This window comes from Neotamlana nanhaiensis (assembly GCF_000943555.1).
Lineage (GTDB): Bacteria > Bacteroidota > Bacteroidia > Flavobacteriales > Flavobacteriaceae > Neotamlana > Neotamlana nanhaiensis.
Genome location: NZ_JTDV01000012.1, coordinates 1 through 23,659, shown reverse-complemented (window position 1 = coordinate 23,659; position 23,659 = coordinate 1). Strand labels below are relative to the sequence as shown.

Genomic DNA, 23,659 nt, shown 5'->3' with positions numbered 1-23,659 from the left:
AAATTAGTCGGTGCAAAAATACGCATAATATACCATCCAATATTAACAAACCGTTAAGAAAATGACTTTTAAACCAAAAAAAAACTCATTATTTCAATGAAAAATAATGAGCTCTGTCAATTTTTTAGTGTAAAAAATTCAAAGTTTTACTTAAAACTCTTATAATACTTTAACAAATTTTGAGTTGAAGAATCGTGTGGCTTCACTTCGGATGTGTTAAATTCCTGTAAAATTTTATTTGCTAGTTGCTTTCCGAGTTCTACACCAAATTGGTCATAACTAAATATATTCCATATGATGCCTTGTACAAATATTTTATGTTCGTACATCGCAATAAGCTTTCCTAAACTTTCTGGCGTAAGCTTTTTTACAAAAATGGTGTTTGTTGGTTTATTTCCTTGAAATATTTTAAATGGAATTATAGATTCTTCTGTTCCTTCACCTACAACTTCAGCTTCAGTTTTACCATTTAACAACGCTTCGGTTTGCGCTAAAAAGTTCGATGTTAATTTATCGTGATGATCTGTATTACCATGTAGCGATTCAGCAAAACCAATAAAATCGGCTGGAATTAATTTTGTGCCTTGATGTATTAATTGGAAGAATGCGTGCTGCGAATTTGTTCCTGGTTCGCCCCAAATTATAGTTCCTGTTTGGTAATCTATTGGGTTTCCATTTCTATCGACGCTTTTACCATTACTTTCCATAATACCCTGCTGCAAATACGTTGCAAACTGATTTAGGTATTGCGAATATGGTATGATTGCCTCAGTTTCTGCTCCAAAAAAGTTATTGTACCAAACACTAATTAAAGCTAATACAACTGGAATATTACTATCGAAACTTGCTGTTTTGAAATGTTCGTCCATTTTATGAGCGCCTACCAATAAACTGCTATAATTTTTATATCCAACAGCTAAACTTATTGATAAACCTACAGCACTCCATAATGAGAAACGACCACCAACCCAATCCCACATTGGGAAAATATTATTGGCATCGATACCAAATTCTTTTACCTTCTCAAGATTTGTTGATACAGCTACGAAGTGTTTCGCAATATCTGCCTCTGTTCCCGATTGCAAAAACCACGATTTTAATGTATTTGCGTTTGATAGGGTTTCTTGCGTAGTAAAGGTTTTAGACACCACAACAAACAACGTTGTTTCTGGATCTAACTTTTTAATAACCTCGTTTACATGATCGCCATCTACATTACTAACAAAATAAGTTGTTAATTGATTTTTGTAATACTGAAGCGCATCAACTACCATAGCTGGTCCTAAATCGGATCCGCCAATACCTATATTTACAACATGTGTAAATGCTTTTCCTGTAAAACCTTTTAGTTCTCCGTTTACAACTTTATTTGTAAAGCTTTCAATTTTATCTTGAACTTCATAAACTTCTGGCATTACATTTTCCCCATCAACAAAAAACTGAGCGTCTTTTGGTGCACGCAATGCCGTATGTAAAACGGCTCTTCCTTCGGTTTGATTTATTTTTTCGCCAGAAAACTGACTAGCAATAGCATCCTTCAACTTAACATCTTCGGCTAATTCTAGTAAAAGCTTTAGGGTTTGGTCTGTAATTCTGTTTTTTGAAAAATCTACGTAAAAATCATCCCATTTAATCGAATTTTTATTTGCTCGATCTACATCTTGAGCAAATAATTCTTTCATGTGCGTGTTTTTTACATCTTCGAAATGCGCTTGAAGTTTTTTCCAAGCGTTTGTTGTGGTTGGATTTACTGTTGGTAATGCCATTGTTTGTTATGAGTTTGCTTGCGTTATTACAGTTTGTTCGGGCTGTTCATCAATTTCGGGCTCAAAAAATGTATTATCAAGTTTATATTTTATAGGCTTGATAAAATCTAAATATTTTGTTTTTAAAGAATCGGATATAGGTTTCGCTTCTGGTAATTTTTGTTTAAACGGATCGACCTGCCTTCCGTTTACCCAAAAACGGTAACAAACATGTGGTCCGCCTGTATTACCCGTCATACCAACTAAACCAATAACATCGCCTTGTTTTACAAATTGCCCTACTTTTACTAGGCGCTTACTCATGTGTAAATATTGGGTCTCGAAAGTAGCATTATGTCGAATTTTAACAAATTTACCATTACCACCACGACGTGTAGATTCGGTTACAGTACCATTTGCTGTGGCACGAATTGGAGTACCAACGGCAGCAGCAAAATCGGTACCCTTGTGCGGGCGTACTTTATAACCGTAGTAAGCAATGCGACGATTTAAATTATATCTTGAAGAAATTCTTCCGAATTCGATTGGCGACTTTAAAAAAGCACGACGCAAGTTTTTAGCTTCTTCATTAAAATAATCGATGATGCCTTTAACTGAATCCGTTTCGAATTGAAACGCATAAAAAGGTTCATGGTTATGCTCGAAATAGGCTGCTTTTACATCGTGAACACCAGTGTAAATACTATCATCAATGTACTTATCGGTATAAATAACTTTAAAACGATCGCCTTTTTGTAACCTGCGAAAATCGATGGTCCAAGCATAAATATTATCGGCTAACATATTGGTTAAAACCGCACTTACGCCTTGTTCATCTAATGTTTCAGAAATACTGCTATTAATAACTCCTGTTATAATTTTTTCAACATAAGTTATTGGTTTACTGCTTTTAAAAGCATGAATAGAATCTTTAAAATTTATAACCACGTAATCTTCTTTATTAGGCTGATAAATGAATACCTGTGGTGTTTCTAAAGAATCTTTAGCACAAAGTAAAGTGTAAGGTTTACCTAGTTGAAGCTTTCTAATATCGAAAGTATCTTTAGCTTTTTCGGCGATTTGAAATATTTTTGGGTATTCTACATGGTTTCTATCCAATATTATCCCAAAAGTATCTCCTTTTCGAACGGTATCGCGTTTTACTATGTAATCGTTTAGTTTAAAACCAAATTCTTCTGGTTCTACTGGCTTTTCAACAACGGCCAATTCGGTATTTTCGGTTTCAGGTTTTTCAACTTCATTTTTACAACCTACAAAACAGACTGCTGCAATTAATGCTATTACAAATCTGTTCCCCACGTTGCTATTTCGTTTTCTGTCCATAAATCTGGAAAAAATATTCGTTTTTGATATTTAGGATGCATATATTTTACCCACTCGCTACCACCAGTAGCTTCGGCAGTTTTTCCACCAATGTTTAAATAATGATTTGCTGTTGTATAATGCGCCATTACCCACTTTATATTTACAGTATAATCGTAATGTCTCATGGCTTTTACAAGAGCTTCGTTAGACTGCGCGCCTTCAGGAAGCCCCTTAAATTTTGTCCACAAATTATTAAACTGGTAAAACTTAGTAAATCTAATAAATTCCTCTTTATAACGCGCTTCAAAAGCTGTTAAAGTGTATGTTTTTTTACCCGTTTTAAAATCTTTGCCAGCCGCTTGCCAATACAAATGTTCAAAAGCATGTTCGTAAGACGAGTTTCGGTTAATGGTTTTTCTAAAACGGTTATCTATTAAATTAATTAACTCGGTTGAAGCAAATTCAATTTTACGATATTGTGCACTCTGAAAACCACTTGCTGGTGTTAAAGTGGTTCTAAATTTGTTGTACTGCTCGATATCCATGCCGTCTTTCATAATACTAAAAGATGATGTAAGCACATCGAAATAACGACTTACACGCATGATTTTATCGGTAAAAATATCGACTGAAATGTCTTCGGTTTTCGCAACTTGTTCTATTTCACTTAGTATCATTTTGAACAGTAGTTCGGAAATTTGATGATACATTATAAAAACGTTCTCGTCTGGAAAAACAGTACGTTGCACCTGAAGACTTAGCAAGGCATCGGTTTGAATATAATCCCAATAATTTATGGGTTTACTGTGCAATAACCCTTCTAGATGCGCCTCTACATCTTGGTTTATGCTATCGTATTTTTCTTTAAGTTGATCGTTTATTTTAGAGCTCAAGACCTGTAATTAATTAACAACTATTTTAAACGGATGTTTTAAACCTTTAAAAGCTTCTAAATCGGCTCGCAAAGAACCTACGGCTAAATCGGCTTTGATACGCAAAGGTAACTTATTTTTATCTTTAGACACCCACAGTGTTAAACTTTCTTCTTCTTTAAAAACGCGCCCCGCCATTACATAAGGACGAAACTTTAAAGACTCAACATCACCAAACTCTGTATCGATGGTTTCTTCACCTAAATACTTTAGTTTAAAACCATAATTTTCTTCGTCAAAAAACATATCAATACGCACCTCATCCCCAGGTTTCATCCCATCGGTATCTAGTTTATTTCTTAGATAATAAAAAGTGGATACCATATCTTGAATGTTAGGTTCGGTATTAAAAACCTTTTTCGTTTTATGTTTTATGTTGTTAACGTGCGCTTTGTTTTTTTCTTGGTCGAAGTTTATCACAATATCTTTGGTGTGACCGCCTTCATCAATTTTTCTAACAAACTTATAGGGCACTAAGCTATTTTTATCGAAATAGCTTTCATACCTATCTTCAACCTTAAAAAACCATTTTATTAAACCTGTTGTCCAGCCTTTACCTACTACATGATACACCTCTTTATTATTAACACTCGATTCGTTTACTTTTAAGGTAGCATTTCCTGCCTTAGCCCAACCGCTATAACTCATTCTAAATTTAAACCATTCGCCAGTATCGAAAGCAGGTTCTTGAGCATTTACTTTGGGTAGCAAAACAATTGTAAGTATTAATAGCAGTAATTTTTTCATGATTTAGCGGGCTGTTTTCTTTGTAACTTCTTTTAAAATAATTTATTGTGTAAGTTGAAATTACAATTACCATTCCAAAAATATAAAATTTATTCAGACTACTTTTTTATTAACTAAAGTCTTAACGTTTAATTTATATGATTTAACAAAATATGCTCACATTTAATTAATTATTCGATGTGTTGTTGTAATTAATTAAAAATCCAAACATTATGACAACAAAAACATGTTCCCTTATGCTTTTTTTAATGCTTTCTTTACAAGCATTTGCACAAGATTTTAGTATTTCTGCAACGGCAGGTTATGTACATTTAAATTCAATTTTTAAAGTTGATGGTGAAGACTACGATCTCGATTTTAAAAACAGTGGTTTTTTTGTAGGTGCCCAATCTGAAATAGATTTAACCGAAACTATTGCCATACAACCCGAACTTTTAATAGCTATTAGCGGCGATTATAAAACGCTTTATTTTGGAACTTTAGGCGCTTTTGAAGTTGCTGAAAATTTTAGCCTTTTAGCGGGGCCAGCAATAAATTATTTACTGGAAGAGGTCGCTACCAACTACTCCAAACTTGGCGTTTTTGGCGTTTTTGGAGCGAAATATAATATTACAGAAAACATTAGTGCGCAGGCTAAATACGGCATACAGCTAAACAATTTTTATACTGGAAGCGCCGATATTAGCTCGAAAGTAAATTATCTGCTGGTTGGTGCCGCCTATAAATTTCTTTAAGATATTTCTTTTGATTGTTTTATTTATTTTTTTGAAATAGTTAACCTAAATCTGCAAGGTTTATATCACCTTGCAGATTTACTCAAATAAACCTTTTATAGTGTTCCTCTTTTCGCTTGTTCTCTTTCAATAGATTCAAACAAGGCTTTAAAGTTTCCTGCGCCAAATCCGCGTGCACCCATTCGTTGAATGATTTCAAAAAACAAGGTAGGTCTGTCTTCTACTGGTTTGGTAAAGATTTGTAATAAATAGCCTTCTTCGTCGGCATCAATCATTATACCTAAACCTTTTAGCTTTTCGATGTCTTCCCTTAATTCGTGACTGAATTCTTCTAATCTCCCTGGAACTGCTTTGTAATATTCTTCGGGTGGAGTTGATAAAAATTCTACGCCGTTATTTCGTAATTGGGTTACGGTTTTAATAATATCATCTGTCGCAACGGCAATGTGTTGCACACCTGCACCTTCGTAAAAATCTAAATATTCTTCTATTTGAGAACGTTTTTTACCTTCGGCAGGTTCGTTAATTGGGAATTTAATTCGTCCATTTCCGTTGGACATTACCTTACTCATTAAGGCTGAATATTCGGTGTGAATTTGCGAATCGTCAAAAGATAAAAAGTTTTCAAACCCCATTACATCTTCGTACCATTTTACCCAAACATTCATTTGCCCCCAACCTACATTTCCTACCATGTGGTCTATATATTTTAATCCTGCTACAGGTGGATTGTAATCGGAATTCCACGCTTCGAAACCAGGCATAAATACTCCGTTATAGTTTTTACGCTCAACAAAAATATGTACCGTTTCTCCATAGGTATAAATTCCAGAACGTACTATTTCTCCGTGTTCGTCTTTTTCAACATTGGGTTCCATATAACTTTTTGCGCCACGAGAGGTAGTTTCTTCATAGGCTTTTCTAGCATCTTCTACCCAAAGCGCAACTACTTTTACGCCGTCTCCGTGTTTTACAATATGGTCGTTTATGGGCGATTTGCTATTTAATGGTGTGGTTAATACCAATCGGATTTTATCTTGCTTTAACACATAACTTACCGAATCGGTTGCGCCAGTTTCTAATCCGCGGTAGGCATAGGATTGAAATCCGAATGCGGTTTTGTAGAAATGGGCAGCTTGTTTGGCATTACCCACATAAAATTCTACATAATCTGTTCCTAATAATGGTAAGAAGTCTTGCGCTCCTTCAAATATTTTTTCTAAACCGTAGTTTACTGATTTTATTTCTCTACTCATAATTAAAAGCCCATCCTAACCTTCCCAAAGGAAAGGAACTCATAACTGGGCGGAGAGTTTTATACTTTATTAATTATCTTTTATTTTGAATGAAGCTATGTCCTTGGCAAATAAGTTTAGCCCTGATTGTAGCGGCATCCTTTTTTTGAAGGGATTCCTGCCTATGCAGGAATGACAAGAAAAAAGATATAGCGGAAAGCAGGAAATAGCTTCTAAAAATTATTTTAATGAACGTTTTTGCGCTTTGTTATTCGTTCCCCTCCTTGGGAGGGGTTAGGGGAGGCTTATAGCCACGATTTAAAGTAATCGTTATCGGCAATTTTAATGGCTTCCTCAGTTACTTTTAGCGGTTTAAAAGTATCTACCATCACCGCCAATTCTTCGGTTACGGTTTGCCCAATACTGCGCTCGGTAGCTCCCGGATGCGGTCCGTGAGGAATACCCGCGGGATGCAAGGAAATATGCCCCGCTTCGATGTCGTTTCGGCTCATAAAATCGCCATCAACATAGTACAAAACCTCGTCCGAATCGATATTGCTGTGGTTGTAAGGCGCAGGAATGGCTTGCGGATGGTAATCGTACAAACGCGGTACAAAACTGCAAATTACAAAGGCATCGGTTTCAAAGGTTTGATGCACTGGCGGCGGTTGATGAACACGTCCTGTTATCGGTTCAAAATCGTGAATGGAAAAAGCATACGGATAATTGTATCCGTCGTAACCGACCACATCAAAAGGATGTGATGCGTACACCATTTCTATAATTTCGTCTTGCTTTTTTACTTTTATGATAAAATCACCCAACTCGTTGTGGGTTTCTAATTCTTCGGGTCTGCGGATATCTCGCTCACAAAATGGTGAATGTTCTAATAATTGTCCGAACCAGTTTCGGTAGCGTTTTGGTGTATAGACTGGTCGATAGGATTCGACAATAAATAAACGGTTGTTTTGGTCGTCGAAATCGAGTTTGTAAATCATTCCGCGTGGAATAACTAAATAATCTCCGTACGAAAAATCTAGGTTACCGTACATAGTGCGTAATTTTCCTGTTCCTTTGTGAATAAAAATTACTTCGTCTGCGTCGGTGTTTTTATAGAAATAGTCTTTGGTTGATTCTTTTGGTGCTGCTAAAATAATATTACAATCAGTATTGGTAAGCACTACTTTTCGACTATCTAAATAATCGTTTTCGGGTGCTACTTGAAATCCTCTAAATCGATAGGATTGTATGTTATTTTCTTTAGCAATTTTGGGCGCAACACTATATTGTTTTACTATTTCTTTGACCATCGTGGGTCTATGCTCGTGATAGGAATTGGTGGACATTCCGTCGAAACCAATCGTACCAAACAACTGCTCGTAATACAGACTTCCGTCTTTTTTTCGGAATTGTGTGTGGCGTTTACGTGGAATGCTTCCTAATTGGTGGTAAAAAGGCATAGCTTCTAATAAATTTAATAATTAGGTATTGAAAGTAATCCTGAAAATGGTAATGGAATACTTATTTAATAGTTGGTGTTATAAAGATACGGAAAAGTGTACAAATCACTCAGGGTTTCTCTTGATAAGAAAATGAAGAAACGCGAGTAAATTTTTGAATTGCAGTATCATACTGTAACAAATATCGTGATTTTATTTGACAAATAAATCATACTTCAACTAAAACCAAAACCCAATACTAAAATTCCAAATACCTTCACCTAGCTCTGGCGTGTAACTGTATTTAACTTGTAACGGCCCTAAAAAACTATCGATGGCGTACCCAATAGCATAGCCACTATAATCTGGCGCTGTAAACCACTCGCCTGTTTCAAAAATATTATCTTCTATGTTTGCCCAATTGCCTTCGAGCGTTAAATGATGCTTTTTAAACACCTCAAAATCGGCTGTAAACGTAGATTTCACAAAGCTATTTCCGGTAAGTGAAATAAAATCGTAACCTAAAAATGGTGTAAAATTGTTTATTAAATTATTACCGTAGCCTCCCAATGCAAAATCGAGTGTTTTAATACCGTTATCTCCTATTTTAAATCCGCCTTGAGCTTGTATATTAAACGCTACATGTTTTGATGCGCTAAAGGCGTAACCCATATCGGCTTTGGCTATTGAAAAGTTTTCGAATTCCTGAATAAAACTAGACCCAAATAAATATACATGTAAATCGCCATTAAAATATGCACCTCGTTTTGGGAAGTATTTATTGTCGTACGAATCGAATTTTAAATTTCCAAAAACACTAAAGTAGTTAGAGTTTTCTAAATAAAAATCGTCTTCAGATGTTTCATCGGCAATAGTTTCAGAACTAATTTCTAAACGTTTATGTTCGGCACCCATACCAAATGCAAAATCGCGATACAATAACGTTTGCACGTAAAATTGATTGGTAAAATCTTTTAATTTTACATTAATTTTATTTAATCCCGTACTCGATATTTCGCCATCATCAAGCAAAAGCTTTGCACTTACACCTTTGTTAAACTGGTTGTAACGCGATTTTAAACCGATACTCCAATAAAAACCTTTATCAATTAAATAATCGAAATTGTACCGAACATTATCGCCAACTATAAAATCGAACGACACGACATCGTTATTAAAAAGCACTCGTTTTTTTGTTAAATTTATTAAGGCGGCACTTTTATATAAATCGTCGAAATGCACACCAAGTTTTAAAAAAGTATTTACCTGCGATTCTTTTAACTTAGTGGTAAAATTATAACCTTTTTGATCCTCCGATTTTTTTAAATGATACTCAAATCCATCAAAATTATTGGTGGCTTCAAGGTTATTCAATCCATTTTCAAACTGATTGTAGCTAATTTTCTCTTTACTTTTTAGCTTCAGCTTTCCAGTAACATAAGAGCGTGTATAATTTGTTAAACCTTCAATTTTAATATTATTTATTACTAAACTATCAATACATTTTAATGGTTTAGGCGTAATTGCTTGAGGTTTTTTAGGCAAGTCTTTTAAAGCCTCAAGTTGTTGTAATGCAGCTTCGTTACCAGCATTAATAATGCTATTACCTTCGCTAAACGACACCACGGTATAATTTTTAATATTTGGTTTTATATACACATCGGTTTTTCCAACTTTAGATTTCATATCGTTTATGGTTCTAAAATTGTTAATTTGAAGCAACACATCGAGTCCTGAGGTTAGCTCCTTTCTATCCATTAATCCATCTTGTACATCTACACCAATTATAACATCCATCCCTTTTGCTCTAAGCTCATCTATAGGATAATTGTTAACCACGCCACCATCAATAAGCATTTCATCGTTTATAAAAACAGGTTTAAATACCGATGGTAAAGCCGCACTTGCCAATACGGCTAATGGTAAATTTCCCTTTTCTAAAAAAACGGGAGCTCCTGTTTCTACATTGGTAGCCACACAAAAAAACGGAATTGGGAGTTTACTAAAATCTTCGGTTTCGCACAAAGGCAACATAAGTTTAGACAGTAAATTGTAGGTGTTATGACCTCGCGACAACGCCGATGGTAATTTAATTTTAAACTTGTTAAACGGCAATTTTACAGCATAACGTTCGGCATTTTCGCGTTCGTGAAACGATTTTACATTTCTAGGTAAATTATCGTTTAAAATATTGTCGAAATCGACTTCATGGAACACCGAATCGAGCTGTTTACCTGTATAACCAGCCGCATACAACGAACCAATTATAGCGCCCATACTGGTTCCGGCTACATAATCAACCTTTACGCCTAAACTATCAATAACTTTTAAAACCCCAATATGTGCCAATCCTTTTGCACCACCGCCACTTAATACCAATCCTACTTTTGGCGCTGTTTTTGGGGTGTTTTCTTGTTGCGCTTTCGCGGAAATGCTTGCGAGCAAAATTAATGTTAGTATTATTGGTTTTATGTTCAATGGTTAAGTTTTATATTTTTTTATTTTGAGTTGCTTCTGAATATTTTTTGTTGCCATTAAAACAACTAAGTTTACAAAAAACAGTTATTTACTATGATAATAATTATACACTTTTTCGGCACGCGATGCACCAACAACATCTTCTAACTCATCAAGCTTTGCATTGGCTACACGTTTAGCCGATTTAAAATGCTTTAACAATTCTACCACCGTTTTTTCACCTACGCCATTTATAGTTTCTAACTCGGTATTTAATGCATTTTTACTTCTACGGTTGCGGTGATGCTCGATACCAAAACGATGCGCTTCGTTACGCAAATGCTGAATAACTTTTAGGGTTTCGCTTTTTTTATCTAAATATAAAGGAATTGGGTCGTTTGGGTAAAATAATTCTTCTAAACGTTTAGCAATTCCGATAATGGCAATTTTTCCTCTTAAATTTAAAGCATCTAAACTTTTCAATGCCGACGAAAGTTGCCCTTTACCACCATCAATAATGATTAAATGCGGCAACGGCTGTTCTTCGTCTAACAAGCGTTTATAACGGCGATAAACCACTTCTTCCATCGAGGCAAAATCGTCTGGACCTTCAACCGTTTTTATATTAAAATGGCGATAATCTTTTTTACTTGGTTTCCCGTTTTTAAACACCACACAGGCCGCTACCGGGTTAGTTCCTTGAATGTTCGAATTATCGAAACACTCAATATGGCGTGGTTCTTCATGCAATCGCAAATCGGCTTTCATTTGAGCCATTATACGGTTGGCATGCCTATCTGGATCTACAATTTTAATTTGTTTAAAACGCTCCATTCTAAAATACTTTGCATTTCGAACCGATAAATCTAAAATATGCTTTTTATCACCCAATTGCGGCACGGTAACTTTAATATTTTCTCCAATATCAACCGCAAAAGGCACGTAAATTTCTTTAGATTTCGAGTGGAAACGTTGCCTAATTTCGGTAATGGCTAACTCCAATAATTCTTTATCGGTTTCATCGAGCTTTTTCTTAATTTCGAGCGTGTGCGAACGAATTATAGAGCCATAAGAAAGTTGCAAAAAATTAATATAACCGTAACTCTCGTCGCTAATTACGCTAAACACGTCTACATTGCTAATTTTAGGGTTTACAATGGTAGATTTTGCTTGGTAATTCTCTAAAACCTCAACCTTTTCTTTTATTTTTTGAGCTTCCTCAAACTGCATGTTTTCGGCAAGCGTCATCATTTGTTCTTTAAATTTCGACAACGAATCTTTAAAATTTCCTTTTAAAATCTGTTTAATTGCTTTAATATTTTCGTTGTATTGCTTTTCACTTTCTAAACCTTCGCAAGCCCCTTTACAGTTTCCTAAATGATACTCTAAACACACTTTATATTTTCCTGCTTGTATTTTATCTTCATGCAAATCATAATTACAAGTTCGTAGGGCAAACAACCCCCGAATTAAATCGAGTAAGGTATGCACCGTTTTACCACTGGTGTATGGCCCAAAATAATCGCCACCATTTTTAAACACGCGGCGTGTAGAAAACACCCTAGGAAATCGTTCGTTTTTTACACAAATCCACGGGTATGATTTATCGTCTTTCAACAACACGTTGTAACGTGGCTTATGCTTTTTTATAAGGTTATTTTCTAGCAACAACGCATCCGTTTCGGTCTCAACAACAATGTGCTTTATATTTACAATTTTTTTTACCAAAACACGGGTTTTACCACTATCGTGTGTTTTAGTAAAATACGAGCTTACACGTTTTTTTAAATTTTTAGCCTTTCCTACGTAAATAATCGTACCTTCTTTATCAAAATATTGGTACACTCCAGGCGCATTGGGTAGAGTTTTTAATTGTATTTCTAAAGCTGGGACATCCATTAATGTAAAGGTAAATATTTAAAATATTATTGCTAAATTTCTTCTTTAATAATCTTTTAAAAAATATAATTTTTGAAAGTTGAAATTTGCTACATTGCGCCACTTTTTTAAAAACTAAAAATGAGTAAAAAAATTATAGGAAGAGTCGATAAAATTGACTTCCCAAAATTAGAACTTTATGGTATTAACGTAAAAATTGATACTGGCGCATACACCTCGGCCATACATTGTTCGAAAATTATTGAAGAAAACAATAGCTTACGCTGCATTTTTAAAAGCGATGTACACCAAAACTTTGGTAAAAGCGAAATTGTGTTCGATACGTTTACAAACACCAACGTAAAAAGCAGCAATGGTTATAAGGAAAATCGCTATAAAGTGAAATCTGAAGTTATATTTTTTGGTAAAACGTATAAGATTAACTTAACTTTAAGCACGCGCGACGATATGCGCTTTCCTGTTTTAATAGGCAGAGAATTTTTAAAGCATAAATTTTTAGTGGATGTTGATTTAGAAAACATTTCGTTTAAAACCTCACAGAATGAACATAGTAATACTATCTAGAAACACAAATTTATATTCTACAAACCGCTTGGTTGAAGAAGGCGAAAAACGCGGTCATCTTATAGAAGTCATCGATCCCTTAAAATGCGACATTATTATTGAAAAGGAAAAACCTACCATTTTTTACAAGGATAGATATTTAGATTATGTTGATGCTATTATTCCCCGTATTGGCACTTCGGTAACTTTTTTTGGTTGCGCCGTTGTTAGGCAATTTGAAATGATGGGTGTTTTTACCTCGGTAACTAGCGATGCTATTATTCGTTCTCGTGATAAACTACGTAGTTTTCAGCGTTTATCGAAAGCTGGGATTGGTATGCCAAAAACCGTATTTACAAACTACTCTCGCGATGTAGAAAAAGTATTATCGCATGTTGGCGGCGCTCCAGTAATTATAAAACTTTTAGAAGGCACACAAGGTTTAGGTGTGGTTTTAGCTGAAACTAAAAATGCAGCCGAATCGGTGCTTGAAGCTTTTAATGGCTTACAAGCTCGCGCTTTGGTTCAAGAATATATTGCCGAAGCTAAAGGTGCCGATTTACGCGCACTAGTTGTCGACGGACAAGTAGTTGGCGCCATGAAACGCCAAGGTAAAGAAGGTGAATTCCGTTCTAATTTACACCGTGGTGGTTCGGCCGAAATAGTAAAACTTAGCCATGACGAGTTAAAAGTTGCCATGAATGCTGCTCGTGCTTTAAAACTTCCTATTTGTGGAGTAGATATGCTACAATCGGAACGTGGCCCGCTATTGCTTGAAGTAAATTCTACCCCAGGTTTAGAAGGTATTGAAGGGGCAACTGGAAAAAATATTGCCAAAGCCATTATTACTTTTATAGAACGAAACAGAAAATAAATGCAGTTAGGAAAAAACGGAGTTTTATCAATTTTAGGTGAAAACATTTACCCAGGCGAAAGCAAAGAAGTAAATTTTGATGTGGCCAATTTACACACTTCTGGTGCTGTAAACGTACCAGTTATTATTGAGCGTGCTAAAAAACCTGGGCCAACCGTTTTGTTTACTGCTGGCATACACGGCGACGAGGTTAACGGTACCGAAATTGTACGCCAGCTTATTGCCAAAGGCATTAACAAACCTAAAATTGGCACCATAATTTGTATGCCCGTTATCAATATTTTTGGCTTTATTAACCTAAAACGCGAATTTCCAGATGGGCGCGATTTAAACCGTGTGTTTCCCGGAAGTAAATCGGGGTCCTTGGCCAGCAGAGTGGCGTATAAATTAGTAAAAGACATCATTCCGCATGCCGATTTAATCATCGATTTTCATACAGGAGGTTCAGGAAGATTTAACGCGCCACAATTACGCTACTCTAAACACAAAACAAATTTCGATGAATTAGCAAGAGTGTTTGGTGCGCCTTTTGTTTTATACTCTAGCAACTTATCAAAATCCTTTAGAAGTACTTGTAATAAATTAGGCAAACCTTTATTGCTTTTTGAAGGTGGAAAATCGTTTCATATAGACGAGGTTGTTACTAATTCTGGTGTAAATGGCTCGAAGCGTATTTTAAAACATTTAGGAATGCTACGTACTATTTTTAAATCGACCAAACCCAAAAACGCTTGTATTTTTATTACCGACAGCAAATGGCAACGCGCTAAATTTTCTGGTATGTTTAAAGCCTCTATTGCTGTAGGATCGTTTGTTGAAAAAGATGCTATTATTGGTAATATTACCGATCCTTATGGTAAACTCAATTACTTTGTAAGAGCATCAAATACCGGATATATTATTAATGTAAACGAATCGCCTATTGTTTATCAAGGTGATGCTTTGTTTCATATTTCTACCATGCTTAAGTAATATGAAGAAAGCCGAACTACGAAACATATACAAAGTTAAAAGACAACAATTGTCTGAAACCGATGTAGACAGCTTCAGTATAGCTATAGCGAATCAGCTTTTAAATCTTAACATTTGGGATGCTTCTTTCTATCATATTTTTTTAGCTATTGAAGAACAAAAAGAAGTTAATACCGATTATATTTTGAATATTCTTTCTGGAAAAGACAAAAATATTGTGATTTCTAAGAGTGATTTTAAAACTTATGAAATGACACATTTTTTGCTAACCGATAGCACCAGAATTAAAAAGAACACCTACAATATTCCCGAACCCATTGATGGTATTGAAATAAGTAACAATAAAATTGAAGTGGTTTTTATTCCGCTTTTAGCATTCGACAAACAAGGCAATCGTGTTGGTTATGGCAAAGGTTTTTACGACAGATTTTTAAGCCAATGCAACCCAGAAACCATTAAAATTGGCCTATCCTTTTTTGAAGCCGAAACTGAAATATCCGATACTTTTGATGGCGATATTAAACTCGATTTTTGCGTTACGCCAGAGCGGGTTTATGAGTTTTAGTTTTCGCAATTCTCGCAATAAGTTGTTCGTAAATATTCATCTTCCAACATCTGGAATGTTACACCACCTTTCTCAACAGCATTAAACAGTTTACAATAACGCGTTTTATTCATATTAATCGCATTAAGCATAATAGTTCTGTACTCTGGCGTTTTGGTTAACTCCTTATTTATTAATGTAAGATTTAAATAGTAAAACAGTAAATCTTCGTCTATTTCAATGCTTTTAGCCTTATCTTCAAGCAACGTAACCGCCAAATCTGTATTGGCATAGTAACTAAAAAACTGAGCTAAACTTAAATAATCGTAATCTGATAATGGGAAATATTTATAGTTTGCGTTTATAAACTCAACCGATTTATCTTTTTTGGTATACTCGCGCTGCCTCATGTAGTTTTCGGCCAAAATAATGTTATAATTCACCAGCATTCTGGAAATTAAACTCGCATCTATACCGTAATTTTTAAGATTACTAATTTGAGTTTTCAATGCACTTTCCTCAATTTTTATAGCCCTATATCGCCATAATTTTATAGTAAGCGCCGCTATATTATATTTTACTTCACCGTTTTTAGGCACCAACTTTTCTAATTCCTGTAATTCGTTGTAAACTATTAAACCTTGCCTTACATCATCTAAAAATCGAATGGCGGAATTTTTATTAAAAATTTTAGCAAATTTGGCTTGTTTCGGAATTTCCATTTTACGAAGAAAATCGGGCGAAATTTCTTTGTTATTTAATTTCTTAAAAAGTGAATTTTGAATTTCTAAAGCCTTTTCAACTTCCTGCGATGTAACTGCAGAATTAAACTTGGTAAGCAACTCGTTTGCCGACATGTTTTTATATTTATCTTTCTTCTCTAATTCGAGTTCTAAAACTGCTTTTCGGTGGTTTTGCAAAATAGGTTCTAAGGTGTTAGATAAACTTCCAACAAGTTTTGCTTTTACTTGATTTTTGCTCAATTGCGCTAATCCTTCATGCGGTGTACCTTTAATATCATTTAAAAATTCCACCCAATTTTCTGATGATGATACCGATGTTTTTATGGTTGGCTTTTGAAAGGTTTGTAGTGCCATTACAATACTATTGGCGCGTTGTTGTTGTAATTCGATATTTCGCTCTAAACTACCTTCAACCGATGCGTATGCCTTTATATTGATACTTTTAATATTAAAATCGGTTAAACGTAACGAATCGTAAATAGGTTTTATATCTTCTTGCGAGTATTCCGATTTATTCTTTTCAAACGGAATTTTAAATTTTAATGTTTTATTTTTTAATACAAATCCCGATTCACTAGTTGGCTTAATTTTTTTGGTATCGTAAGTTAAAGAATCTAAATACATACCCATATCGAGCAAATCCCAAGGATATGTTTCTAGGTTATAAATTACATAGTAATTGCATAAATTTTTGTTGCTTAAAAACAGAATATTGTATTCTAAATCGTCGTTAATTAAACCTTCTGGGACTCTACCAACATGCACACGATAATCGTTATCACCGTGAGGCTTTAATTCTGCTCGAAGCTTTTTAGCATATTTTGGTCGCTGTAAAACACCTTTAATTTGAGAATTCTCAATTTCTGTATTATTACATTTATAACGATCTTTCGAAACCACATCAATGGCTATACCATCGCCAGCATTTTTAAACAATAAATTAAACCAGTTTTTATCGTTAACATGAAAATATAAGTTACTATTTTCTCGCTTTATTGAAAACTGAACTTCTTTAGGTTTTTGCCTAAATATTTGAAAACATTGCTGACATTTTTGATCGCGATCTTGCTGAGGAAAAACAATATCGAAAGTATTTTGCGAAAATGTAAAAGTTGAAAAAAGTGTAATTATTACAAGGGAGAAGCGTAATTTAATTTTCATTTAGTTTGTTTTAAAAACTAAATATAGCAATTAAATTATTAGAAGAAAATACACACGTAAATTTATTTAGCAAACGCTTTTTTATTAAATACAATAAGCATTATAAAACCCGTGCTTATAGCAACATCGGCGATATTAAAAACGGGTTCGAAAAAATTAAACCGCTTTCCACCATAAATAGGCAACCACTGCGGTAAATCGACCGAAATTAAAGGAAAATACAGCATATCGACTACTTTACCGTGCAATACGGTATCGTACCCACCTGCATCTGGTAAAAAAGTCGCGACTTGGTTTAAACTATCATCAAACAAAACACCATAAAACACCGAATCGATAATATTCCCTAAAGCGCCAGCGAAAATTAAAACAATGGCTAAAACAAGAATGTTAGAACTTTGTTTTTTTATAGCCGAAATAAGCCAATACCCAATACCAAAAATGGCCACTATACGAAATACAGTTAAAATTACTTTGGCAGTTCTGTCGGTAATTAAAGTAGTAAAATCGCTAATTTTTGTTCCCCAAGCCATCCCATCGTTTTCAATAAAATAAATTTTAAACCAGTTAAACACATCAACACTTTCGTGTAATGTAAAATGTGTTTTTATATAAATTTTACTTACTTGATCGATAAGCAAAATAATTATTATGTATAAAATAGATTTTTTTAAAGACATGTTTTGGGTTTAAATCCTGAGAAAAAGGAAACAAAAAACGCCTCTACCCTGAAATTAAGGTTCGAGACGTTTTGTTTTTTATAATGTCATGCAAACTTATTTCTGCATATTTTTAGCTTCAATACTTAAAGTTGCGTGTGGCACCAACTCTAAACGCTTTTTGTTTATTAATTTACCTGTAACACGGCAAACACCATAGGTTTTATTTTCAATACGGATTAAAGCATTTTTTAAATCGCGAATAAACTTTTCTTGGCGAATAGCTAATTGCGAGTTCGATTCTTTACTCATAACTTCACTTCCTTCATCAAAGGCCTTAAAGGTTGGCGACGTATCGTCTGTACCATTGTTATGGTCGTTCATATACGCGCTTTTAATAAGCTCTAAATCGTGTTGTGCTTTATCTATTTTTTCCTGAATTAAAACTTTAAATTCAGCTAAATCTTTATCGGAATATCTAACGTTAGCATCTGTGCTCATAATGTTAATGTTTTTGAATAAACAATTTGGTATTTACATCATCAAAAGCAATTTCTATACCATTCTTAATGTCGTCTTTAATTTCTAATTGTTCGGTTAATGTTTCTGTTTTTATATAATCGATATTGGTCTCAACTGCATTTACAATGTTATCATCTTTTTGAAGTACCACATCAATTCTATCGGTTACTTCAAAACCAGAATCTTTTCGTAAATTTTGTATGCGGTTAATTAACTCTCGTGCAATACCTTCTTTACGCAATTCGTCGGTTATTGTAACATCTAGAGCTACTGTTAAAGCCCCTTCGTTAGCAACAAGCCAACCTTCAATATCTTGAGATGTAATTTCTACATCTCCGCGTTCCAAAGTAATATTTTTTCCATTAATATCAACCTCAATACTACCGTTTTGCTCTATTTTGTTAATATCTTCGGGTGAAAAGTTAATTACTTTACCTGCAATGGCTTTCATATCCTTTCCAAAACGCGGACCAAGCACCTTAAAGTTTGGTTTTATTTGTTTTACGAGGATATCTGAAGCGTCATCTAACAGTTCAATCTCCTTAACATTAACCTCGTGCTTTATTAAACTCGATACGGCTAAAATTTCTTCTTTTTGTTGTTCGCTCACCACAGGAATCATAATTTTTTGTAGTGGCTGGCGTACTTTAATTTTTTCTTTAGCACGTAACGACAATACTAAAGACGAAATAACTTGCGCATTTTCCATTTTACGCTCCAAGCTTTTATCGATATAAGCTTCGTTGTAAACTGGGAAATTAGCTAAATGCACACTCTCGAAAGCTTCTTTTTTAGTTACTGCATTTAAATCTAAATACAACTTATCCATAAAGAATGGTGCAATTGGCGCTCCTAATTTGGCAATAGTTTCCATACACATATACAGTGTTTGGTAAGCCGAAATTTTATCTTGTTGGTAATCGCCTTTCCAGAAACGTCTTCTACTTAAACGTACAAACCAGTTACTAAGGTTGTCTTGTGTAAAGTCTGAAATAGCTCTAGCCGCCTTTGTTGGCTCGTAATCGGCGTAATATTCGTCTACTTTCTTGATTAATGTATGCAATTCTGAAAGTATCCAACGGTCTAATTCTGGGCGTTCTTCTAAAGCAATATCTGCTTCAGCGTAACTAAAACCATCAAGGTTTGTATATAACGAGAAGAACGAATAGGTATTATAAAGTGTACCGAAGAATTTACGTTTTACTTCCTCTACACCATCAATATCGAACTTTAAATTATCCCAAGGATTGGCGTTACTAATCATGTACCAACGTGTGGCATCGGCACCGTAATTACTTAATGTTTCAAACGGATCGACAGCGTTTCCTAAACGTTTCGACATTTTTTGTCCGTTTTTATCTAACACCAATCCGTTAGACACCACGTTTTTGTAAGCTACAGAATCGAAAACCATAGTTCCTATGGCATGAAGCGTATAGAACCATCCGCGAGTTTGATCGACACCTTCTGCGATAAAATCGGCAGGATACGAAACACCGCCATCAATTAATTCCTTGTTTTCAAAAGGATAATGCCACTGTGCATAAGGCATAGAACCTGAATCGAACCAAACATCAATTAAATCGCTTTCGCGGAACATTTTTTGTCCTGTTGGAGATACTAACACAATAGCATCAACAATGTTTTTATGTAAATCTAATTTAGCGTAGTTATCTTCGGAGTTGTTTCCTACTTCAAAATCTTCAAAAATATCTTTTTCAAGAACACCTGCTGAAACCGCTTTTTGCATTTCTGCTTTAAGCTCTTCAACCGAACCGATACAGACTTCTTCTTTACCATCTTCGGTTCTCCAAATTGGTAACGGAATTCCCCAATAGCGCGAACGCGACAAGTTCCAGTCGTTGGCATTTGCTAGCCAGTTACCAAAACGTCCTGTTCCTGTTGCTTTAGGTTTCCAGTTTATGGTTTCGTTAAGCTGGTACATTCTATCCTTAACATCGGTAACTTTTATAAACCAAGAATCTAACGGGTAGTATAAAATTGGTTTATCGGTACGCCAACAGTTCGGGTAGCTGTGTTTGTATTTTTCAACCTTAAAGGCTTTGTTTTCTTCTTTTAACTTTATAGCAATCTCAACATCTACAGAACGTTCTGGAGCTTCGCCATCGTTGTAATATTCGTTCTTTACGTATTTACCTGCCAGTTCGCCTAACTCTGGACGAAATTTACCTTGTAAATCTACAAGCGGCACTAAATTTCCGTTTTCATCTTTAACCAACATTGGCGGAATTTCGGGTGTTGCTTGTTTTGCAACCAAGGCATCATCGGCACCAAACGTTGGCGCGGTGTGTACGATACCTGTACCATCTTCGGTCGTTACGAAATCTCCTGCAATAACTCTAAATGCATCCTCTGGATTATCGTTTGGTAAGGTGTATTTTAAAAGTTGTTCGTATTTAATTCCTACTAAATCTTTTCCAACAAATTCCTTTACTACGTAATACGGAATTTTTTTATCGCCAGATTTATAGGCTAGTAATTCTGATTTATCTTCAACACGATTAAACTTTCCTGAAAACTGATAGTTAACCAATTTTTTAGCCAGAACAACATTAATGGGTTCGAAGGTATATTGATTGTAAGTTTCAACTAAAACATACTCTATTTTCGGTCCAACGGTTAATGCGGTGTTACTTGGCAAAGTCCAAGGTGTGGTTGTCCAAGCTAGGAAATGAATATCGCCTTCATTTTGTAAAAAGTCTGGTAGCGTTTCGGCCACAGCCTTAAACTGCGCAACAATAGTTGTATCGGTTACATCTTGATACGTTCCTGGTTGGTTTAACTCGTGCGAACTTAAACCGGTACCCGCTTTTGGTGAGTATGGCTGAATGGTATAACCTTTATACAGTAAGTTTTTGTTGTAAATCTGCTTTAATAACCACCAAACACTTTCCATGTATTTTGGTTCGTAGGTAATGTATGGATCGTCCATATCTACCCAATAGCCCATTTTTTGGGTAAGGTCATTCCAAACATCGGTGTAACGCATAACGGCTTTACGACATGCAGCGTTGTAATCTTCAACCGAAATGGTTTTACCAATATCTTCTTTGGTAATACCTAATTCTTTTTCTACACCAAGCTCAATAGGTAAACCATGAGTATCCCAACCTGCTTTACGCTTAACTTGGTAGCCTTTCATGGTTTTATATCGTGGAAAAATATCTTTAATGGCGCGCGCCAAAACATGGTGTACACCAGGTAAACCGTTTGCCGATGGTGGCCCTTCGAAAAACACAAAGGTTTCGTTACCTTCTCTTGTGGTTACACTTTTTTCAAATATGTTATTTTCTTGCCAATAGTTAAGAATTTCTTCGGTTACTTTTGGTAAGTCAAGTCCTTTATATTCAGCAAATTTCATGCTCATTGATTCATTTTTCGTTTCGATGCGCGAATTTAAGCATTTAAACTGAAATTATTAGCATTAAAAAAAGCCAAAACTTAAGTAATGGCTTTTAAAATATTTTAAAGGATGATTTTGTATTAATTTATTACAAATTTCTTGGTTAAAATCTCTTTATTATCGGTTTGAAGCATAACTGCATAAGCATTTGCAGCCATATGGTTTAAGTTGATACCCGCCTCTAAAGTATCGTGTGACACGTTGTTTAATTCGAGTACTTTTTGCCCATTAAGGTTTACCAGAATTAATTTTTTAACCGTAGTATTTAAAGCCTTTGCATAAAAGGTATTTGTATGAGTATGGAAATACATGTTTTTTGTGTTATAAGCTAATTTATTAGCACTTAACACCACCGAAGGATTTTGAAAAGCAATTTGAAAACGATCGGTAAAATTCCCTTGAGATGATTCAAACTCGTAACCCGAACCAGAAGATAAATCGATATAATCGCCAGTGGTATTATCGATTAAATAAATGGCTTGATCGACCTCAATATTTTCTAATTCTGTTATATTTATTACAAATCGATTCGCTCCAGATGAATTGTGATTTAATTTAATTACTTTATCAGGAGTTAATTCGGCATAGGCTTGAATTCCATAATCTACCCCATTTAAATCTAAACTTAAATCATTATCGTGTAAAGTTACTTCTGCATCATAACCATAATCGAACCCGTCGCTAGTATTATCGCTAAAACCCAAAAGTAACTCGCGACTAGCATAAGAACCTTCTATACCATTAAATTCCATTCTAATTTTTTTAAAACCAGAATTGGTTGTTTTTCTAGTAATAGGATCAACTACTTTTATACTACTTTTTTTATTGTAACTAGCGTTGTTAATTTGATACGTTTTTACCAAACCTAAACTGTTGTTTGTTTGAGCCATACTAATTGAAAAGCATAAACAAGCACAAAATAAAATGAAACAGCTTAAGGATTTGTAATATTTTCTCATCTCTAATTTTTTTGGTTAGTTAGATTTTTTTGAGATTTTTAACTTTGATATAAAGCTAGTATATATTTAAATAGCAACTATAAAACATGAGGTGCTAATTTCAATTTTTGAACAAATTTTACATTTAATCGTTGTTTTATGCATTTCATGGATGTTTTCAACACTCTAAGTCATAGCAAGATACCTCAATAAGCACAAAAAAAGAGGCTGAATTCTTGGTTTACATCCCAATAATTCAGCCTCTTTTATTTAACGTGCTAATTTGTTTAGTCTGTAATAATCTTATTTTTTAATGCAGTATTAGATGCTGCGGTTGAAAAAGAATAGGTTTCCATACTTTTTAAGTTAAAGTATGTACCCGTAGTGTTATCTTTTAAGTAAAAAAGCAAATCCAGAATTAACTGTATTGGCTTTTAAATATCTCGAACTATTTTTCTATTTAACTATTATCTTCTTTGTAAGTACTTTGTTTGATGCTGTACGTAAACAAACCACATAAGCTCCAGTAGCCATATTATTAAGTGCTAATCCACTTTCTAAACTAGAATTCGATACGTTTTGAAGCTCCATAACGCGTTGACCACGCATGTTTAATATCGCGAAATTTTTAACTTCGGAATACAATTTTTTCACATAGAATGTATTTGTTGTTTGCTGATAATACATTAATGCCTCATTTGTTTGTGCATGCTCGGTAGATAATGTCTCCGCTTTACTCTGAAAAACAATAGCAAATCGTTTGTT

19 protein-coding genes are annotated in these 23,659 nt (G+C 34.6%); 5 read left to right on the top strand and 14 right to left on the bottom strand.

Annotated features, from left to right (window positions below; all coding sequences use genetic code 11):
- Positions 1 to 146 precede the first annotated feature (146 nt).
- From pgi to PK35_RS12810, 4 genes are read right to left on the bottom strand one after another with little or no spacing between them, the layout of a single operon-like run.
- A complete protein-coding gene (pgi, locus tag PK35_RS12825; protein WP_044626966.1) occupies positions 147 to 1,766 on the bottom strand; it encodes a glucose-6-phosphate isomerase in 1,620 nt (539 codons plus the stop codon).
- A gap of 6 nt (positions 1,767 to 1,772) precedes the next feature.
- On the bottom strand, positions 1,773 to 3,089 hold the full coding sequence (locus tag PK35_RS12820) for a M23 family metallopeptidase (protein WP_044626965.1): 1,317 nt from the start codon (positions 3,087 to 3,089) through the stop codon (positions 1,773 to 1,775).
- On the bottom strand, positions 3,047 to 3,964 hold the full coding sequence (locus tag PK35_RS12815) for a tryptophan 2,3-dioxygenase family protein (RefSeq protein WP_044626964.1): 918 nt from the start codon (positions 3,962 to 3,964) through the stop codon (positions 3,047 to 3,049). The genes PK35_RS12820 and PK35_RS12815 overlap by 43 nt, the downstream gene beginning before the upstream one ends.
- 9 nt (positions 3,965 to 3,973) lie before the next feature.
- Complete coding sequence (locus tag PK35_RS12810; protein WP_044626963.1) at positions 3,974 to 4,750, bottom strand: DUF3108 domain-containing protein; 777 nt, start codon at positions 4,748 to 4,750, stop codon at positions 3,974 to 3,976.
- Between the two features lie 212 nt (positions 4,751 to 4,962).
- Here PK35_RS12810 and PK35_RS12805 point away from each other — a divergent pair, with 212 nt between their 5' ends.
- Positions 4,963 to 5,484 (top strand): outer membrane beta-barrel protein, encoded by a 522-nt coding sequence (locus PK35_RS12805; protein ID WP_117624676.1) that lies wholly within the window; start codon positions 4,963 to 4,965, stop codon positions 5,482 to 5,484.
- 95 nt (positions 5,485 to 5,579) lie between these two features.
- On the opposite strand, the gene hppD is transcribed toward PK35_RS12805, so the two are convergent.
- From hppD to uvrC, 4 genes are all read right to left on the bottom strand, one after another.
- Entirely contained in the window at positions 5,580 to 6,740 is a 1,161-nt protein-coding gene (gene hppD / locus PK35_RS12800; protein WP_044626961.1) for a 4-hydroxyphenylpyruvate dioxygenase, read from the bottom strand.
- A gap of 284 nt (positions 6,741 to 7,024) precedes the next feature.
- On the bottom strand, positions 7,025 to 8,179 hold the full coding sequence (locus PK35_RS12795; protein ID WP_044626960.1) for a homogentisate 1,2-dioxygenase: 1,155 nt from the start codon (positions 8,177 to 8,179) through the stop codon (positions 7,025 to 7,027).
- Positions 8,180 to 8,398: 219 nt separating this feature from the next.
- Positions 8,399 to 10,636, bottom strand: coding sequence for a patatin-like phospholipase family protein (locus PK35_RS12790; protein WP_238320915.1), 2,238 nt, complete (start codon positions 10,634 to 10,636; stop codon positions 8,399 to 8,401).
- Between the two features lie 84 nt (positions 10,637 to 10,720).
- Positions 10,721 to 12,514 (bottom strand): excinuclease ABC subunit UvrC, encoded by a 1,794-nt coding sequence (uvrC, locus tag PK35_RS12785; RefSeq protein WP_044626959.1) that lies wholly within the window; start codon positions 12,512 to 12,514, stop codon positions 10,721 to 10,723.
- A gap of 120 nt (positions 12,515 to 12,634) precedes the next feature.
- On the opposite strand from uvrC, the gene PK35_RS12780 reads away from it, so the two are divergent.
- Genes PK35_RS12780 through PK35_RS12765 form a run of 4 tightly spaced genes read left to right on the top strand, consistent with a single transcriptional unit; the run spans position 12,635 to position 15,468 of the window.
- Positions 12,635 to 13,078 (top strand): ATP-dependent zinc protease family protein, encoded by a 444-nt coding sequence (locus PK35_RS12780; protein ID WP_044626958.1) that lies wholly within the window; start codon positions 12,635 to 12,637, stop codon positions 13,076 to 13,078.
- Complete coding sequence (gene rimK, locus PK35_RS12775) at positions 13,056 to 13,931, top strand: 30S ribosomal protein S6--L-glutamate ligase (RefSeq protein WP_044626957.1); 876 nt, start codon at positions 13,056 to 13,058, stop codon at positions 13,929 to 13,931. The genes PK35_RS12780 and rimK overlap by 23 nt, the downstream gene beginning before the upstream one ends.
- Positions 13,932 to 14,903 (top strand): succinylglutamate desuccinylase/aspartoacylase family protein, encoded by a 972-nt coding sequence (locus PK35_RS12770; protein WP_044626956.1) that lies wholly within the window; start codon positions 13,932 to 13,934, stop codon positions 14,901 to 14,903.
- Between the two features lies 1 nt (position 14,904).
- The gene (locus PK35_RS12765) at positions 14,905 to 15,468 is read left to right on the top strand and encodes a 5-formyltetrahydrofolate cyclo-ligase (protein WP_044626955.1); all 564 of its coding nucleotides are present in this window, start codon (positions 14,905 to 14,907) and stop codon (positions 15,466 to 15,468) included.
- Here PK35_RS12765 and PK35_RS12760 read toward each other — a convergent pair.
- From PK35_RS12760 to PK35_RS12735, 6 genes are all read right to left on the bottom strand, one after another.
- Entirely contained in the window at positions 15,465 to 17,351 is a 1,887-nt protein-coding gene (locus PK35_RS12760) for a hypothetical protein (RefSeq protein WP_044626954.1), read from the bottom strand. The two genes, PK35_RS12765 and PK35_RS12760, sit on opposite strands and share 4 nt — an antisense overlap.
- 62 nt (positions 17,352 to 17,413) lie before the next feature.
- Positions 17,414 to 18,031, bottom strand: a complete 618-nt coding sequence (locus PK35_RS12755; protein ID WP_044626953.1) for a lipoprotein signal peptidase — start codon at positions 18,029 to 18,031, stop codon at positions 17,414 to 17,416.
- A 96-nt stretch (positions 18,032 to 18,127) separates the two neighbouring features.
- Positions 18,128 to 18,511, bottom strand: a complete 384-nt coding sequence (locus tag PK35_RS12750; protein WP_044626952.1) for a TraR/DksA family transcriptional regulator — start codon at positions 18,509 to 18,511, stop codon at positions 18,128 to 18,130.
- Positions 18,512 to 18,515: 4 nt separating this feature from the next.
- Positions 18,516 to 21,920, bottom strand: a complete 3,405-nt coding sequence (gene ileS / locus PK35_RS12745) for an isoleucine--tRNA ligase (RefSeq protein WP_044626951.1) — start codon at positions 21,918 to 21,920, stop codon at positions 18,516 to 18,518.
- A gap of 116 nt (positions 21,921 to 22,036) precedes the next feature.
- Positions 22,037 to 22,846 (bottom strand): hypothetical protein, encoded by an 810-nt coding sequence (locus PK35_RS12740; RefSeq protein WP_044626950.1) that lies wholly within the window; start codon positions 22,844 to 22,846, stop codon positions 22,037 to 22,039.
- 504 nt (positions 22,847 to 23,350) lie between these two features.
- The coding region (locus PK35_RS12735; protein ID WP_044626949.1) for a T9SS type A sorting domain-containing protein at positions 23,351 to 23,659 on the bottom strand (309 nt) is incomplete at its 5' end.